General features: G+C 63.0%; 14 protein-coding genes, 1 tRNA gene and 1 other RNA gene. 5 read left to right on the forward strand and 11 right to left on the reverse strand.

The genetic code is table 11. The annotated features are described in order from the left end of the window. Positions 1 to 9 precede the first annotated feature (9 nt). Positions 10 to 1464: a helicase HerA-like domain-containing protein gene (locus tag WKI89_RS14620; RefSeq protein WP_337870847.1), complete on the forward strand. Its 1455-nt coding sequence runs from the start codon at positions 10 to 12 to the stop codon at positions 1462 to 1464. 23 nt (positions 1465 to 1487) lie between these two features. Here WKI89_RS14620 and WKI89_RS14625 read toward each other — a convergent pair whose 3' ends face one another. Beyond that, positions 1488 to 2072, reverse strand: coding sequence for a flavodoxin domain-containing protein (locus WKI89_RS14625; protein ID WP_337870849.1), 585 nt, complete (start codon positions 2070 to 2072; stop codon positions 1488 to 1490). Positions 2073 to 2158: 86 nt separating this feature from the next. Here WKI89_RS14625 and WKI89_RS14630 point away from each other — a divergent pair, with 86 nt between their 5' ends. Further along, a complete protein-coding gene (locus WKI89_RS14630; RefSeq protein WP_337870851.1) occupies positions 2159 to 2596 on the forward strand; it encodes a CBS domain-containing protein in 438 nt (145 codons plus the stop codon). Positions 2597 to 2694: 98 nt separating this feature from the next. On the opposite strand, the gene WKI89_RS14635 is transcribed toward WKI89_RS14630, so the two are convergent. From WKI89_RS14635 to WKI89_RS14655, 5 genes are all read right to left on the reverse strand, one after another. After that, positions 2695 to 4317: a helix-hairpin-helix domain-containing protein gene (locus WKI89_RS14635; RefSeq protein WP_337870853.1), complete on the reverse strand. Its 1623-nt coding sequence runs from the start codon at positions 4315 to 4317 to the stop codon at positions 2695 to 2697. A 4-nt stretch (positions 4318 to 4321) separates the two neighbouring features. Beyond that, positions 4322 to 5113: a histidinol-phosphatase gene (locus WKI89_RS14640; RefSeq protein ID WP_337870854.1), complete on the reverse strand. Its 792-nt coding sequence runs from the start codon at positions 5111 to 5113 to the stop codon at positions 4322 to 4324. 151 nt (positions 5114 to 5264) lie between these two features. Further along, positions 5265 to 6134, reverse strand: a complete 870-nt coding sequence (locus WKI89_RS14645; protein ID WP_337870856.1) for a thermonuclease family protein — start codon at positions 6132 to 6134, stop codon at positions 5265 to 5267. A 12-nt stretch (positions 6135 to 6146) separates the two neighbouring features. Then, on the reverse strand, positions 6147 to 6722 hold the full coding sequence (locus tag WKI89_RS14650; RefSeq protein ID WP_337870858.1) for a hypothetical protein: 576 nt from the start codon (positions 6720 to 6722) through the stop codon (positions 6147 to 6149). Positions 6723 to 6921: 199 nt separating this feature from the next. After that, complete coding sequence (locus tag WKI89_RS14655; RefSeq protein WP_337870859.1) at positions 6922 to 7626, reverse strand: HAD family hydrolase; 705 nt, start codon at positions 7624 to 7626, stop codon at positions 6922 to 6924. 175 nt (positions 7627 to 7801) lie between these two features. Here WKI89_RS14655 and WKI89_RS14660 point away from each other — a divergent pair, with 175 nt between their 5' ends. Continuing rightward, positions 7802 to 8938 carry a PQQ-dependent sugar dehydrogenase gene (locus tag WKI89_RS14660; protein WP_337870861.1) on the forward strand — a complete coding sequence of 379 codons (1137 nt, stop codon included), beginning with the start codon at positions 7802 to 7804 and terminating at the stop codon, positions 8936 to 8938. Between the two features lie 20 nt (positions 8939 to 8958). Here the strand turns inward: WKI89_RS14660 and WKI89_RS14665 are convergent, their stop codons facing one another. The 4 genes from WKI89_RS14665 to WKI89_RS14680 form a co-directional block, all read right to left on the reverse strand. After that, positions 8959 to 9495, reverse strand: a complete 537-nt coding sequence (locus WKI89_RS14665) for a DNA-3-methyladenine glycosylase 2 family protein (protein WP_337870872.1) — start codon at positions 9493 to 9495, stop codon at positions 8959 to 8961. A 109-nt stretch (positions 9496 to 9604) separates the two neighbouring features. After that, entirely contained in the window at positions 9605 to 10081 is a 477-nt protein-coding gene (gene moaC, locus WKI89_RS14670) for a cyclic pyranopterin monophosphate synthase MoaC (protein WP_337870862.1), read from the reverse strand. Positions 10082 to 10138: 57 nt separating this feature from the next. Continuing rightward, positions 10139 to 10909 (reverse strand): ABC transporter permease, encoded by a 771-nt coding sequence (locus tag WKI89_RS14675; RefSeq protein ID WP_337870864.1) that lies wholly within the window; start codon positions 10907 to 10909, stop codon positions 10139 to 10141. 159 nt (positions 10910 to 11068) lie between these two features. Next, positions 11069 to 11986, reverse strand: a complete 918-nt coding sequence (locus tag WKI89_RS14680; protein WP_337870867.1) for an ABC transporter ATP-binding protein — start codon at positions 11984 to 11986, stop codon at positions 11069 to 11071. A gap of 162 nt (positions 11987 to 12148) precedes the next feature. Between WKI89_RS14680 and ffs the strand changes: the two genes are divergently transcribed. Then, an RNA gene (gene ffs / locus WKI89_RS14685) (signal recognition particle sRNA small type) lies at positions 12149 to 12248 on the forward strand. Positions 12249 to 12541: 293 nt separating this feature from the next. After that, a complete protein-coding gene (locus WKI89_RS14690; protein WP_337870869.1) occupies positions 12542 to 14464 on the forward strand; it encodes a cation-translocating P-type ATPase in 1923 nt (640 codons plus the stop codon). 104 nt (positions 14465 to 14568) lie between these two features. On the opposite strand, the gene WKI89_RS14695 is transcribed toward WKI89_RS14690, so the two are convergent. Further along, positions 14569 to 14644: transfer RNA gene (locus WKI89_RS14695), tRNA-Ala, on the reverse strand. Positions 14645 to 14816: the final 172 nt, after the last annotated feature.

The following is a 14816-nucleotide window of genomic DNA, read 5'->3' on the forward strand; positions in this document are numbered from 1 at the left end:
GAGTCCAGTATGCCAGAGCCTATTCCTGTTGCCAAAGGTGAATCCGAAGTATTTCTCTATCCCAAGATGGCCAACCGCCACGGCCTGATTGCCGGGGCCACCGGCACCGGCAAGACCGTGAGCCTGCGGGTGCTGGCCGAGCAGCTTTCTCGCATTGGCGTACCGGTTTTTATGGCCGATGTGAAGGGCGACCTGTCGGGCTTGTGCAAGCCCGGAGGCGAGCACCCCAAAATCGCCGAGCGCATTGAAAAGCTGGGCCTTACGGACTTCCGCTTCGAAGCCTGCCCGGTGGTGTTCTGGGACGTGTTTGGCGAGCAAGGGCACCCGGTGCGTGCGACTGTTTCGGAGATGGGGCCGCTCTTGCTGGCCCGCCTGCTCGACCTCAACGAAACCCAGAGCGGGGTGCTCACCCTGGTCTTCAAGATTGCCGATGACAACGGGCTCTTGCTCTTGGACCTCAAAGACCTGCGGGCCATGCTGCAGTATGTGGGTGACAACGCCGAGAAGTTCAAAACCGAGTACGGCAACATCTCGGCAGCCTCCATCGGCACCATCCAGCGCGGCCTCATTGCCTTGGAGGAGCAGGGGGGGGATCGGTTTTTTGGCGAACCGGCCCTCGAGCTCGAAGACCTCATGCAAACCCAGGGCGGTAAAGGGGTCATCAACATCCTGGCCGCCGATAAGCTGATGCAGTCCCCCAAGCTCTACAGCACCTTCTTGCTGTGGATGCTCTCCGAACTGTTCGAGCGGCTCCCGGAGGTGGGCGACCCCGAGAAACCCAAGCTGGTCTTCTTTTTCGACGAAGCCCACCTGCTCTTCGACGAGGCCCCCAAAGCCCTGCGGGAAAAAATCGAGCAGGTGGTGCGGCTCATCCGCAGCAAGGGCGTGGGGGTCTACTTCGTAAGCCAGAACCCCCTGGACATCCCCGACGAGGTGCTGGGGCAACTGGGCAACCGCGTGCAGCACGCGCTTCGGGCCTTCACCCCGCGCGACCAGAAAGCGGTCAAGGCCGCTGCCGAGACCTTCCGGCCCAACCCCAAACTCGACCTAGCGACCGTCATTCTGGAGATGGGGGTGGGCGAGGCCCTGGTCTCGACCCTGGACGAAAAAGGCATTCCCAGCATCGTTGAGCGGGCCCTCATCTACCCACCCCGCACCCAGTTGCCGTCGCTCAGCCCCGAAGAGCGTCGGCAGGTGATCCAGCAGTCGCCGGTGTATGGGCACTACGAAAAGGCCCTCGACCGCGAGTCGGCCTACGAAATCCTGCGGGCCCGCGCCGCCGAATCGGTGCAGCCGGCCCCTTCGGATGCCAAACCTCAGGCCCCGGCCCAGCCCACCGGGGGCAACTTGCTGGGCGACCTGGCCAAAGGGGCGGTGGGCTTCCTGGCTAGCCGCGAGGGGCAGCGCATCGTGCGGGGGGTACTGGGGGGGCTGTTGGGCGGCAGTGGTAAGCGTAGACGGTAGCTGAAGCGCGGTAATAAAGACGTTCACCCCGGCTTTGGTGTATCACCGGAAGAGGGCCTGAACGATTCCTCGCCGGATCGGCTGACCTGCTGTTGGGCTTGCTCGAGCCGCAACCGGTCGGCCACATCCTCGGCCCAGGCCCGCACATCCTGCCAGCGCCTGAAATCGCCTTCGGGCAGCCCCTTGCTCAATACCTTGACAAGCTGGTCGGGCTCGAGGCGGTCGTAATCCAGCGAGCCGGCAAAAATACCCACTTCCAAGGGCTCTGCCATCGCTCGAACCTCGGAAAGGTACCCGTAGACCTCTTGAAAATGCTCGGGCGTAGGGTTGCTCATCAAGCCCGAAACCGCGAAGTACACCAGGGGTAGCTGGCGCAGGGCATCGCGGTGCGTCTGTACGAAATTCCTGGCTTCTGGAAGCCACTGCCCTTCACGGATTGGGCTGCCCACCATCACGGCCTGGTAGTCCTCAAGATGCTTTACTTCCTCCACCGGTCGTACCTCCACCCCAATGCCCCGCCGGGCCAGCACCTCTCCAATGGCCTGGGCGATTTCACGTGTGCTGCCCAGGCGGCTGACATAGGCAATCAGGATGCGCCAAGTCCCCACATTCCAAGGCTATGCCCGCCCCTACCCGGACTGTAGAGACATCTGCCCCCCACCTTAGGGAGTAACTTGAACTCGAGGTGATAGCCATGCTGGTGAAGGACTGCATGACCCCCAACCCCGATGTGGTCACGCCCGACATTACCGTGCCTGAGGCTGCGCAGATCATGAAAAAGGGAGGCTTCCGCCGTCTGCCGGTGGTCAAAGAAGGTCGGGTTATCGGTATCATCACCGACCGCGACCTCAAGGAAGCCATGCCCTCCGAGGCCACCTCGCTTTCCATCTGGGAGCTGAACTATCTGATTTTCAAGCTCACCGTGGGGGAGATCATGACCCGCGACCCCATCACCGTGGCCGACACCCTGCCCCTGCAGGCCGCCGCCAAGCTGATGCTCGAGCACAAGGTGGGGGGCCTGCCGGTGGTGCACGAGGGCCAGCTGGTGGGTATCGTCACCGTCACCGATGTGCTGAAAGCCTTCTTGCAGCGCGAGGCCGAACTGTTGGTGGGCGCCGAAACCAACCCTTAGCCCATTTTCTACTAGCTCTGCGCGTGAGCGGCGTATAAAGCGCCACTCACTTGCCGCGCCAGGAGGCGCGTCCGAGGGTCTCTTCCATCGTTTTTGGGTCATCTACGAGTAGGTTCGCGATTCTTTAGTGCCATCACCCGTTCGGCGGGCCAGGTGTTCACAATCTGATCGGGGTGCAGGCCTGCCTTGAGGGCGTAGAGCAGGCCGTACTGGATATCGGAAAGGCCCTCGAGGCTGTGGGCATCGGGGCCCAGCGAGAAATTGAGGCGGTCGCGCCAGGCCAGCATGAGCCGCCAGTCCAGGTCGAGGCGGTAGGGGTTGCAGTTGAACTCCACCACCTTGTGGTTGTTCTGGGCGCGCTCCAGCACCGCCTCCCAGTCGGCCTCGGCTCCTTTGCGCCTTAGCAGCAGCCGCCCGCTGGGGTGGCCCAGGATGCTCAGGTAGGGGTTGTCCAGGGCCCGCAAGAGGCGCTGGGTCTGCTCGGCTTTGCTCAGGCCCAGGCCGGCGTGCAGGCTGCCCACCACCACCTCGAAGCGGGCCAGCAGTTCGTCGGGGTAGTCCAGCGAACCATCGGGCAGGATGTCGGACTCGATGCCGCGCAGGATGCGGAAGGGGGCCAGCTCGGCGTTGAGGGCCTCAATCTCGGCCCACTGGCGTAGTACGTCCGGTGGGCGCAGGCCCCCGGCGTAGGCCGCGGTCTGGGAGTGGTCGCAGATGACCATGTACTCGAGGCCCTGCGCCATGGCGGCCTCGGCCATCTGGCGCAGGGTGGCGCTGCCGTCGGAGTAGGTGGAGTGCACATGAATCAGGCCCCGGAGCTGCGGGGGTTGCAGCGTGGTCTGGGGTGCTGTCAGACCCACATGCTCCTTTTCCCGCCAGTAGGCCGGCACAAAGGGCCGGTTCAGGGCCTCGAACACCGCTTCTTCGGTCGGCAGCGCAGGGGGAACGGCGCCCAGGGCTTCCAGCCACTCCCGCGAACCCGTGGCCTGAACCAGCACGCTGCCAAACGAGGCCGCATCGGTGCAGAAGACCCGCAAAGGCAGGCCCTCGAGCCGCCCCAGCAGTACGTTTCCCTGCACCTCCTCCACGAACCGGCCCAGCGCCGAGCGCACCTGCTGGGGGGTGCCCACCACCACCAGATCCAGGTTGCCCACGGTTTCCAGGCCCCGCCGCACACTGCCGGCCAGTTCGGCCTTCAGCCCGGCGTTTTCCAGGTCGGCCAGCAGCAGCCGGGCCGCCTCCAGTCCCACCGGCAGCAGCACCCGGCGCATATTGCTCAGGGCGTAGCGGGCCGCCTCGAGCAGGCTGGCTTCGCTCTTGGCCCCAAAACCTGGCAGGGTGCGGATCTTGCCCTGTTCGGCCCAGAGCACCAGCTCTTCCAAGCTATTGACCCCGTTGTCCCACAGCGCCCGGATGCGCTTGGGGCCCAGGCCCTGCACCCGGAAGAGCTCGAGCACCCCCGGCGGTACGCGGCCCTCGAGCTCGGCCAGGTAGGGAAACTCCTGGGTCTGCACAATCTCGCTGAGCAAGGGGGCCAGCGCCGGCCCCACCCCCGGCACCCCCTTAAAGCCCCGCGCGGCCAGCTCGGCCAGGTCGGCCTCCTGCTGCTCCAGGCTGCGCGCGGCGTTGCGGTAGGCCTTGGCCCTGAACTCCCCCTCGCCCAGCACCTCCATCAGGTCGGCGGCGTACTCGAGCATCCCCGCCAGGTCTTTACGGTTCATAGCTTTAGCCTAAAGCATAGGGCCGGGGCCGGCCCGCCTGGAACACCACCGCCTGGGTATAGCCCACGCTGCGTAGAATTTCTACGGCCTCGGCAAAGCGGTGGGCCACATCCTCTGGGCGGTGGGCATCGGAGCCCAGCACCACCGGAATCCCCAGGGCACGGGCCCGCTCTAGGAGCTCGGGGCTGGGGTAAAGTTCGGCGGCTTTTTTGCGCCAGCCGGCGGTGTTCACGTCCAGGGCCAGCCCCTCGCCCGCAATCACCTGCAGGGCCTCCTCGGCCAGGTCGGCGTAACCCTCGGGGGGCCGGTGGCCCATCACCTTGGGCAGGTCCAGGTGCCCAATGGCGTGAAACAGACCGGTGCGGGCGGCCTCGGCCACCAGCTTGAAGTAGGCCCGGTAGACCTCGCGCAGGTCGCGCTCCTCGAACTCGCTTGCATAGCGCGGGTTGTCGAAGGGCCAGGCCCCCAGGTAGTGCACCGAGCCGATGATGTAGTCGTAGGGGTAGCGGGACAGGAGCCTTTTCACAAAGTACTCGGTGCCGGGGTGATAGTCGGCCTCGAGGCCAATCCCCACATAAAAATCGCCGGCCTCTGCCCGCAAGCGCTCGAGCAGGGCGTGGTAGAAGGGTAGCTCCTCCAGCTCCATGCGCACCTCGGGGTCGAACCAGGCCGGCATGGGGCTGTGATCGGTGATGACGATGCCCCGCAAAGCGGCTTTCCGGGCAGCCCGGATATATTCGGCAGGCGTGCCGACTGCGTGCTTGCAGAGCGGGGTGTGCATGTGGCTGTCGTACATAATAAAGTGCCCTACCGCTGATTTTCCTTCATTATGGGGTTCTGCGGTAGTGCATATAGGTGTTCGGACAGGAAAAGGCTGTTTGCTGCGACGGGGCAAAGGGCGAAGCTTCCCGTGGCGTACTCAAAGCTCAACCCGAACCCGGCCTTGCTTACCAGGTCTTCTTGAAACCCAGCTTGAGGGCTTCTTGCAGGTGCTCTTCCCGGAAGAAGAGGCGGTTCTCCGGCAGCACCTTGTAATAAGCCTGCGGGGGGTACAGTTGGCCGCTCAGGATATCGCCACAGTAGCGGTCGGGGCCTTTGCGCTCACCCCGGATGGTATCCACAATCCAGCGGAATTCGTAGGGTAGCAGCACCCGGCTTTCGCCTCCACGCCAGAAGCCCTTTCGGGCAGTTCGGGCCTCCGCAACCGCCTTTTGTACCAGTTCCAGGTCGGGTGCCTTGGGAATGTTGGGGTAGATGAGCAGGCTCACCGCGTGGCCATCCTGCATCATCTGCAGGTTGAAGGTAGGCCGCTCGGCGGGCGGGATAGTTTCCCGCTCGGCTTGGTTGTAGCTGGCGTTGATGTAGGCCAGCATGCGCCCGTGTTTATCGAAAACTTCCTGTGCCACCATGATGTACAGCCTGCGCTCGGTCTTGCGCTTTTCGTTGTAACACTGTCCTGGGGCAAGCCGACGGTGTTTGAGCATTTCAAAGTGCTCTAAGGCCTTTCCCCCTGCGGCAATTTGGCGGGTGCAAGACTTCCCCCGCAGGCGCGGCTCGAGGTAGGCCCGCAAGCCCGCCTCGAGCCCGCTGCCGGCCCCAGCTAGAAAACACCTCATCGCTGCGTCAAATTTTCCTGGGTTCTCCTGGTCGGCTCCCTGGTAATGGTACTCGGGCGCATCCATGCCCAGCATGCGGATGGGCAGAGCTACCTTGGGCGTATCGCCGTCGGTGGCCGAGACCCAACTGGCGTCGTCGCTCCCCTTGAGTTTTTCTGCAACCGGGAGCTTGAACTCGGGAATGGAAAATGCAAACGGCATATGTTGCCTCCTCTAGCCCACCCGCACCACGCGGCCCGCGCTGGCCCAAACCTGCACAGGCTGCCCCAGGATCTGCGCAGCCTGCGCCGACAAAGCTTCGTCTGGCCCCAGGTCTTCTCCCACCGCCTGCACCAGGCTGGACACATCTGGCGGGGCCAGTTCCGGCTGGCGCAGCAGCACCGCATCCACCTGCCAGCGGCTGGCCCACAGCCGCTTGAGCGCCCATAGGGTTTCTTGTTTACCGGTTTCTACGTAAAAAGGAGCCTCGCCGGCATAGCGTACCAGCACCGGGCCTTCCGGCAAGGCCGCGCGCACCTCTTCGGCGCGCTCGGGCAGCAGGTACGACTCGCGCAGCAGCTTTTCCGCAAAAGCACAGGCCTTTTCCAGCTTTTCTTCGTCCAGCCTTGCGCCAAACACCCCTTCAAAGGCCCGCCGGATCTGCTCGGCAAGGTTGCCCAGTTGGTAGAACTCGGTCTCGAGGCCCGCCAGCACCAGGGTCGGGGCTACGTGCATCCCCGCCGCCTGCAGGGCCCGGAGCTGGGCTACTTCGCCACTAAGCGGAGGAGCTTCTTGCAGGGCAAAAATCATATCTTCCAGTCTACTGCCCACACCACCCCTCCCACATCCTCCTCTTTTTGACCCAAAACACCAACGCCGCCAGGGAGGCGGCTGGCGGGCGTCGGTGTAATAAAGTCGGGTTGGCTATCGGTTCGACGGTATGGGCGTACCCAACCTCAATTCCAGGCTAGCCCAGAATTCGAGCGCGGCTGGGTTATCTGACCCAAGCTCAGGCCGCCAGCAGTCTGGCCTCGAGCCACTCCGGCAACTGGCCGATGTGCTCGAGTTCTACATAGAGCCTGGGCTTGGGGTCGTCCATCTGCAAACGCTCAGCATCCTGAGTTGGGCGATGGGGAATGTAAACCGCCTGGGCCCCAATCTCCAGCACCGGCCAGACATCCGAACGCAGGCTATTCCCTACCATCATAAACTCCTCCGGGCGTATCCGGTGACGGCGCAGGATTCGGCTATAGCAAAAGGGGTCTTTCTCGCTCACCACTTCAATGCAGCGAAAATACTCGCTCAGGCCCGAACGCACAAACTTCGATTCCTGATCCAGCAGATCCCCCTCGGTAATCACCATCAGCGGGTAGTCGCCCGAAAGTTCGTCCAAAACAGCCTCCACGTCCGGCAAGACCTGCACCGGCGCCGCCAGCATCTCCTTGGTTAGATTGACCAGGAAACGAATGTGTTCCGGTGAGATACGCCCTTCGGTTAGCTCCAGGGCGGTCTCGATCATCGAGAGACCAAAGCTCTTGACCCCATAGCCATAGTGCTTGCTGTTACGAACCTCGGTCTCGTAGAGATACCGGCCGTCATACGAGCCGTTCAGGTACTCCTGCATCAGCAGCTTGAACTGGGCATGGGCCTCACTTACGTAGCTCTGGTTGTGCCACAGGGTGTCATCAGCATCAAAGGCGATGTACTCGACCATAAACCCCTCGTTCCTCCCCAGCCTAGACCGCTTTTCCGCGTTGTTTGGGTTAGATGACACAGCTTTGCGTTAAGCGGAAACGGATCTCTGCAAACAAATGCACCCCTGGCTTTTTTGCAGTACGAACCTTTCCATCATCCATTTCTCCTCCAGCTTGGGTAGATTAGGCACAAGCATGAGACTCCTTTCCCTCGCCTTTTGGGTTGGCCTCAGCCTCGCGAGCGCCCAGACCTGCGCCGGGTTGCCAAAGCTAGCTGTCACCACACCCAATAGCTTTTGTGTGGGTATCATCAGCCGCGACCTGCGCTTTCCCAGGGGTCTTTTGCCTTTGCCCTCCGGCGAGATACTAGTGGTGGAGATGGCGGGTTGGAATCCCAACCAAGGCTCGCTGGCGCGGCTACGTAAACAGGGGACTCGCTACCAAATCCAGCGCCTGTTTAGCGGGCTGGATCGTCCCAATGGCATCGCTCTTGGCCCGGATGGCCTTGTCTATGTGGGTGAGGTGGGGCGCATTTTTCGCTTTGACCCCAAAGCAGCCCAACCCCGTAAGGAGTACATCATCGGCGGCCTGCCCGGAAACGGACGGCACCCACTCACCCAGATGGTGTTCGATGGGGCTGGCAACCTTTTTGTAAACGTGGGTTCGGCTTCGGACAACTGCCAGCAAGACCGAGGCAAACCTGCCTGTGCCGAGGCCCAGCGCAACGGTCTGATTCGCAAGTACACCTTTCTGTGGCCACAAGGCAGCGTACGCGGCTGGAGCATCTATGCAACGGGACTGCGCAACTCGATGGCGCTGGCCGTCCATCCCTCGGGCACGCTTTTACAGGGTGAGAATTCCCGTGATGCCATCCACGTCGCCGACCCCCGCATCTCCGATGAGGCCCACCCCGCCGACGAGCTGAACGTGGTGTTACAAGGGGCCCACTACGGCTGGCCCTACTGCTACGAAAACGGTAAAAACGCCCCTGAGTTTCCCCGCTACAACTGTGCCCAGACCCGCCACCCCACCCTGCTGCTACCTGCCCACGCAGCCCCCTTGGGCATGACGTATCTGAACCCGCAAAGCGAATACGGCCCGGACTGGCTGGTGGTGGGCTACCACGGCTACCGCAAAACCGGACACCGGCTGGTGGCCTTTCGGGTGGATGGGCGGGGTATTCCGCGTGGCCCGCCCATCGAACTGATTGCGAACTGGGTCTTCCCTGACGGCAAGCTGGGGGCACCGGTGGATGTGAAAGTAGGCCCGGACGGAAAAATCTACATCACCGACGACCGCAATGGGATGTTGCTGGTGTTCACAAGAGTCTGATCCAGCTCGCTCGAGGCCTCTTATTCCAGCACCCGCCACAAGTACCAAGCCGCGTGGGAACGATACGGGCGGAAACCCTCGCCCAGTTCTTCCAGTGCGCGACGCTCGGTAATTCCATAGAGCTTTTCAGCCCCCCTGCGGATGCCCAGGTCCAGCACCGGCCAGACGTCCGGGCGTCCCAGACCAAACATCAAGAACATCTGCGCCGACCATACCCCAATCCCCTTGACCTGGGTCAGGTGGCGAACAATCGCTTCGTCGGACTGGCGCTCGAGATCGTCCAGCCCCCCCTCCAGTGCAAAACGCGACAGGTCTTGCACGTAGCGGGCCTTGGCACTCGAGAGCCCGATGGCCCGCAGGTCCTCCAGCCGGGCCTGCAGCAACACCGCCGGCTCTATCGCAAACCGGGCGGTCATGCGCTTCCAGATGGTCTCGGCAGCCTTACCGGAAAGCTGCTGGCCCACAATCGAGCTGACCAGGGTAGGAAAGGAGGGTTTGGTTTGGAACGGGTTGGGCCGGAAAGGGGCAGGGCCGTGCTTTTGAATCAGGTGCTGCATGGCGGTATCGGCCAAGGCCCCCTGAACCTCGAGGAGCGTATTCGGTCCCTTGCGCGCTGGTCTGGAAGTCGAGGGCATGACCCCAACACTCTACCGCACAGCCCGATCGCTACCCTTCCCTGCGCCACTCCCCCGACTTTCCACCCGACTTGTGCAAAAGCCGCAGGTTGGTAATTTCCAAGCCCTTGCTGGCCGCTTTGAGCATGTCGTAGACCGTCAGGGCCGCTACGGCGCAAGCCGTCATGGCTTCCATCTCCACCCCGGTTTCGGCTTTGGTCTTGACGGTAGCGGTAATGTAGACCCTGGCCTCCTCGGGCACAAAACGCAGCTCCACACTCGCGCCGGTGATTGGCAGCGGGTGGCAGAGCGGAATCAGCTCACCGGTTTTCTTGGCGGCCATGATGCCGGCCAACTGGGCCACGCTCAAGGGGTCGCCCTTCCCAACCCCGCCCTCCTGTAGCGCCGCCACAGCCTCCGGCCTCAGCAGAACCGTGGCCTCAGCGGTGGCGGTGCGCAGTGTGGCAGACTTCTCGCTCACGTCCACCATGCGCGGCTTGCCGTCTTCAAAATGCGTTAGCTTACCCATGCCCACAGCCTAAACGCTCGAGCGCCCTTTGTGTCTAGTAGCGGTTCAACGTTGGCTCTAAATGTCCTTCCGCTCGAAAATCAGCAAGGCCAGTACCGCAAAGCCCACGGTGTAGATGATGAGCAGCGGCAGGCCCAGGCCCACCGCAGCCGGGCGGATGTAGAGGTCCAGATAGCTGGTAAGCAGAAAAGGCTGGATGGCCGGAAAGGCGATCAGCAGCCGCATCAGGAGCAAGGTCGAGACCGCCGCCAGGGCCGCCGAGGTAGTGCTCAGAAACACCACCGCGTAGAGCATGGCCAGCGCGGAGAGCGGCCAGAGCACCACCCCCGCCAGGGCATGGGCGCGCAGCAGCTCCATCGCCGCACCGGCCGGGGTTAGCTGCCCCACCCCGGCAAAGCTACCCTCCCCCAGACCGGTTCCGCCAAAAAAGCTACCCATTCCAAAAGGCAAGCCCGCCAGCAACGAACCCACCAGACTCACCAGCAGCAAAAGGAAGGGATAGGCCAGCACCACGATAATTTTCGCCCCCAGCAAGCGGCTGCGGGGACTGGGGCGCAGCAGCACCGACTTGAGAGTGCCCATCGAGACCTCCGAGCCCAGCACCTCGGCGGCAGCCATCGCGGTCAGGAAGGGAAACAGGAAGTCCATACCGGTCAGGAGCGAGAGCGCCGGCACCTGCCAGCCCGAGACCAGCTCGAGGCCATACTGCGCCCGCAGCCCTGGGGCAAAAGCCCACAAAACCGGCAGCACCAGGGCCGCCAACAGCCCAATCTGCACCGAGCGCAGGCGCACCAGTTTGCCAAACTCCCAGATCAATACCCGCAGCATGGTCTGCTCCCTCCGTTGGCCGATGAAGCGCGGGCGAAAAAGGGCTGGATCGAAAGCGGTAAAGGCCTAACCCCAGAGAGCGATAAAAGGTTCAGAGTGAGGTCGCACCGCACCTGGCTTCTGCCAACCCTCAACCCCACACCCCCAGTAGCGCCATGGCTATGCATTTTTCACCCTTTCCCGGTAGTAGTCGTACAGGTCGAAGTAGTCGGGTTCCAGAAACTGCACCTGGTAGTTCTCGCGCACCAACGCCGCCAGCGCCACGTTGGGCGAGCCTTCGAAAATCACGTTAACGTCGCGCAGGCTCACGTTTTGCACCCCCGGAACCGTCTTGAGGAAGGCCGCCGCCCTCGCGGGGTCGCCCACCCGCAGGCGGTAGGTTTCGCCCTTGGTGCCCAGCTTGACCTCTTCCAGCAACCGCCCACCGCCCAGGATGCCCACCTTATCAGAGTAGGCCGAGACCTCGCGCAGGTGGTGGGTGGACAGGAGCACCGCCACCCCTTTCCAGGCCAGTTCCGATAAAATTTCGTGCACCTTGCTGATGCCCTGCGGGTCGAGGCCGCTGGTGGGCTCGTCGAGGATCAGGATTTGCGGCTCGTGCAAAATGGCCGAGGCCAGCCCTAGACGCTGGCGCTGCCCCAGCGAGTAGGTACGTACCGGCTGGTCGGCCACCGCCAGCAGCTCGAGCCGCGCCATGACCTCGCGAATTCTGGTCTCCACATTCGACATACCGGTCAGGAAGGCCACCATCTCGAGGTTCTGCCGGCCGGTCATATGGGGATAGAAGGCCGCCGGGGCCTCCACCACCGCCCCCAGCGCCCGCCGGGCCAGGTAGCCGCCGTTGTAGATGTCCTGCCCCAGCATCCGAACCACCCCCGAGGTGGGGAATGCCAGCCCCGTGAGCAGGCGGATTAAGGTGGTCTTGCCGGAGCCGTTGGGCCCCGCCAGGGCGTAGACCTCGCCGGGCTGTACGGCAAAGGTAATGTTCTCCAGCACCGGCTTGCGCCCGTATTTTTTACCCAATTGCTGGGCCTCGAGGGCCACCCCAGGGGTGCTGGTTGGCACGGTTTCACTCATGGGAGAGATTATACGCAGGTAACGCGCCGGGCCCAGTTCACGTCCGGCAGATGCGTGGATGAAGTAACGGCTCGAGGGGTCTGGCAAAGAGAAGGTTTGCTGGTTGCTATCTGCTTATACGGTCTTGTCTTTCTGCTTACCTGTGTTATTCTCGAGGTCGCGTCCTCGGTCTGACGCGGCGCACCAGCGTGAACCGGGTCAGGGCCGGAAGGCAGCAGCCCTAAGCGCCACGGAGCGGGTGCCGTCAGGAAGCCGGGGACGCTTTTTTTTATTGCAAGCACTGCCATTGCCGGATAAGCACGGCTCTGGCCCTTTGGGCGCTAATACTGTAACAGACCGCATAAAAGTTCAAATGCGACAGGCGAAAATCACCCGCAAACCACCCCAGGAAAGAATGTCCTGATGGCAAAGCAGTAGAATTAGCGTGTGGAACAGGGATAATCCACACTAAACCACTCGGGATTAGGGGTTGTAAAGACCCCCATAATATGAAATACTCTTATTGATAATGATTACTATTTGCAATAAGAACCCTTTTCCCCTAAGGAGCCCCCTATGAGCGCTGTCGCCACCTCTCCCCTAAAGCCGCAAAACCCTTGGCTGTTGTTCTGGCACCACGAAGTCAAGCGCGGTTTTTTGCTATCCAGTCTCACCCTGCTGGGGGTGGTGGGGGGCTTTGTTGCAGGAACTTACGAGCAAATCTGGCTGCAAAACAGCCTGTGGGCGCTGGCTTTTCTGGCTGGCGGTGTTCCCTCAGCCCTCAAGGCCATGCGGAGTTTGCTCAAGGAGCGCAAGCTGGATGTGGATCTGCTGATGGTGGTAGCGGCGCTGGGAGCCGCCTCGGTGGGTCAGGCGGGCGATGGAGCCATCCTGCTGTTTCTGTTTAGCCTCTCCAACACCCTGCAAAGCTGGGCCATGAACCGCACCCGGCGGGCCATCGAGGCCCTCATGACCTTCCACCCCGAGGGGGCCAACGTCGAACTCCCCGACGGCAGCGAGCAGTGGAGGCCCCTGGATGCCCTGCGCCCCGGCGACCTTTTGGTGGTACGTCCTGGCGAGCGCTTCGCCGCCGACGGCATCCTGGTGGATGGTTACTCCGACGTGGACGAGAGCGCCCTCACCGGCGAGAGCGTGCCGGTGGATAAAAAGCCCGGCGACCCCATCAAAAGCGGCACCCTCAACGGCCACGGGGTGGTGCGGGTGCGGGTGGAACGCCCTGCCAGCGAAAGCACCCTGGCCAAACTCATCAAGCTGGTCGAGAGCGCCCAGGCCAGCAAAAGCCGCACCGAGCGCTTCGCCGAGCGGTTCGAGGGCCCCTATACCATCGCGGTGCTGCTCTCGGCCCCGGTGGTGTTCGCCGTGGCGCATTTCGGCTTTGGGCTGGAAGCTGCCCAGGCCTGGTACCGGGCCATGACCTTCCTGGTAGTGGCCAGCCCCTGCGCGGTGGTGATCGCCACCCCTGCAGCGGTTCTTTCGGCCATGGCGGCTGGAGCCAGGGCCGGGGCTTTGTTCAAGAGCGGCGCAGCCCTGGAAGCCCTGGCCAGGGCCAATATCTTTGTCTTCGACAAGACCGGCACCCTGACCGAAGGGCGCATGAAGCTGGTGGAGGTGGTGGTGCTGGAGGGTTCCGAAGCCGAGGCCCGTGCGCTGGCCGCAGGCATCGAGCGCTACAGCGAACACCCCATCGCCCAGGCCATTGCCCAGGGCTGGGAGGGCCCCACCCCCGAGGTGAGCGAGATCCGCGCGGTGCGGGGCCACGGGGTGCTGGGTGTCCTGGCCGATGGTACGCAGGTCTGGGTGGGCAACCGGCGCTTGCTCGAAAGCCTGGGGGTTATGCTGCCGCCTGACCTCGAGGCCCGGCTGCGCGACCTGGAGGCTCGAGGTCTGACCACCACGGTTTTGGGCTCCAACCACCACCCCATCGCCCTGCTGGGCGTGGCCGACACCGCCCGCTTGGAGGCAGCCCGCGCCATCACAAAGCTCAAGCAACAAGGGGCACGGGTGGTCATGCTCACCGGCGACCGCAAGGCCGTAGCCGATCATATTGCCGCCCAGGTGGGCATCTCCGAGGTCTATGCCGAACTGCTGCCGGAACAGAAACTGGAGCGCATCCAACAACTAGACCGAGAGGGCACGGTGGTGATGGTGGGCGACGGTCTCAACGATGCCCCCGCCCTCAATGCCGCTGCGGTGGGGGTCTCGATGGCCGCCGGCTCCGACGTATCGCTCGAGAGCGCCGACCTGGTGCTGATGAAAAACGACCTCAACCGCCTGGTAGGAGCCCAGCAACTGGCCCGTGCCACCGCCCGCACGGTCTATTTCAACCTAAGCTTCGCCCTGGGGGTGATTGTGGTGGTGGGCGCCTTCGCCCTGGCCGGCAAAGTACCCCTCCCGATGGGCGTGGTGGCCCATGAAGGGGGCACGGTTTTTGTGGTGCTGGTAGGGCTGCGCCTGCTGGCTCACCGGGTATCAGGCTAGGGCGGCGGCCCGCTGCTTCAGAGTTTCCTGGGCTGGTCGGAGGACGGCTGCGCCCTAAATAGGCATCCGGGGGAACCAGTCCCCCGGATATTGCGTCCCCGATTTGGTGGAGCTGAGGGGATTCGAACCCCTGACCTTCTGAATGCCATTCAGACGCGCTCCCAACTGCGCCACAGCCCCGCAAACAGCACAAAGTATAGGGGGCAATACCGGTCTCGTCAAGTCCCTTCGTGTGCTACTTGACCTACCCCAGGGGATGTAAAAAAGAGGGGGTGCTATGGAAACCCACAGAGAGCACCCCCTGTACTATCTTGACGCAGAAACCCTCCTGGTGGCTACCTACGTCTGGGTG

The organism is Meiothermus sp., assembly GCF_037443965.1.
GTDB lineage: Bacteria > Deinococcota > Deinococci > Deinococcales > Thermaceae > Meiothermus.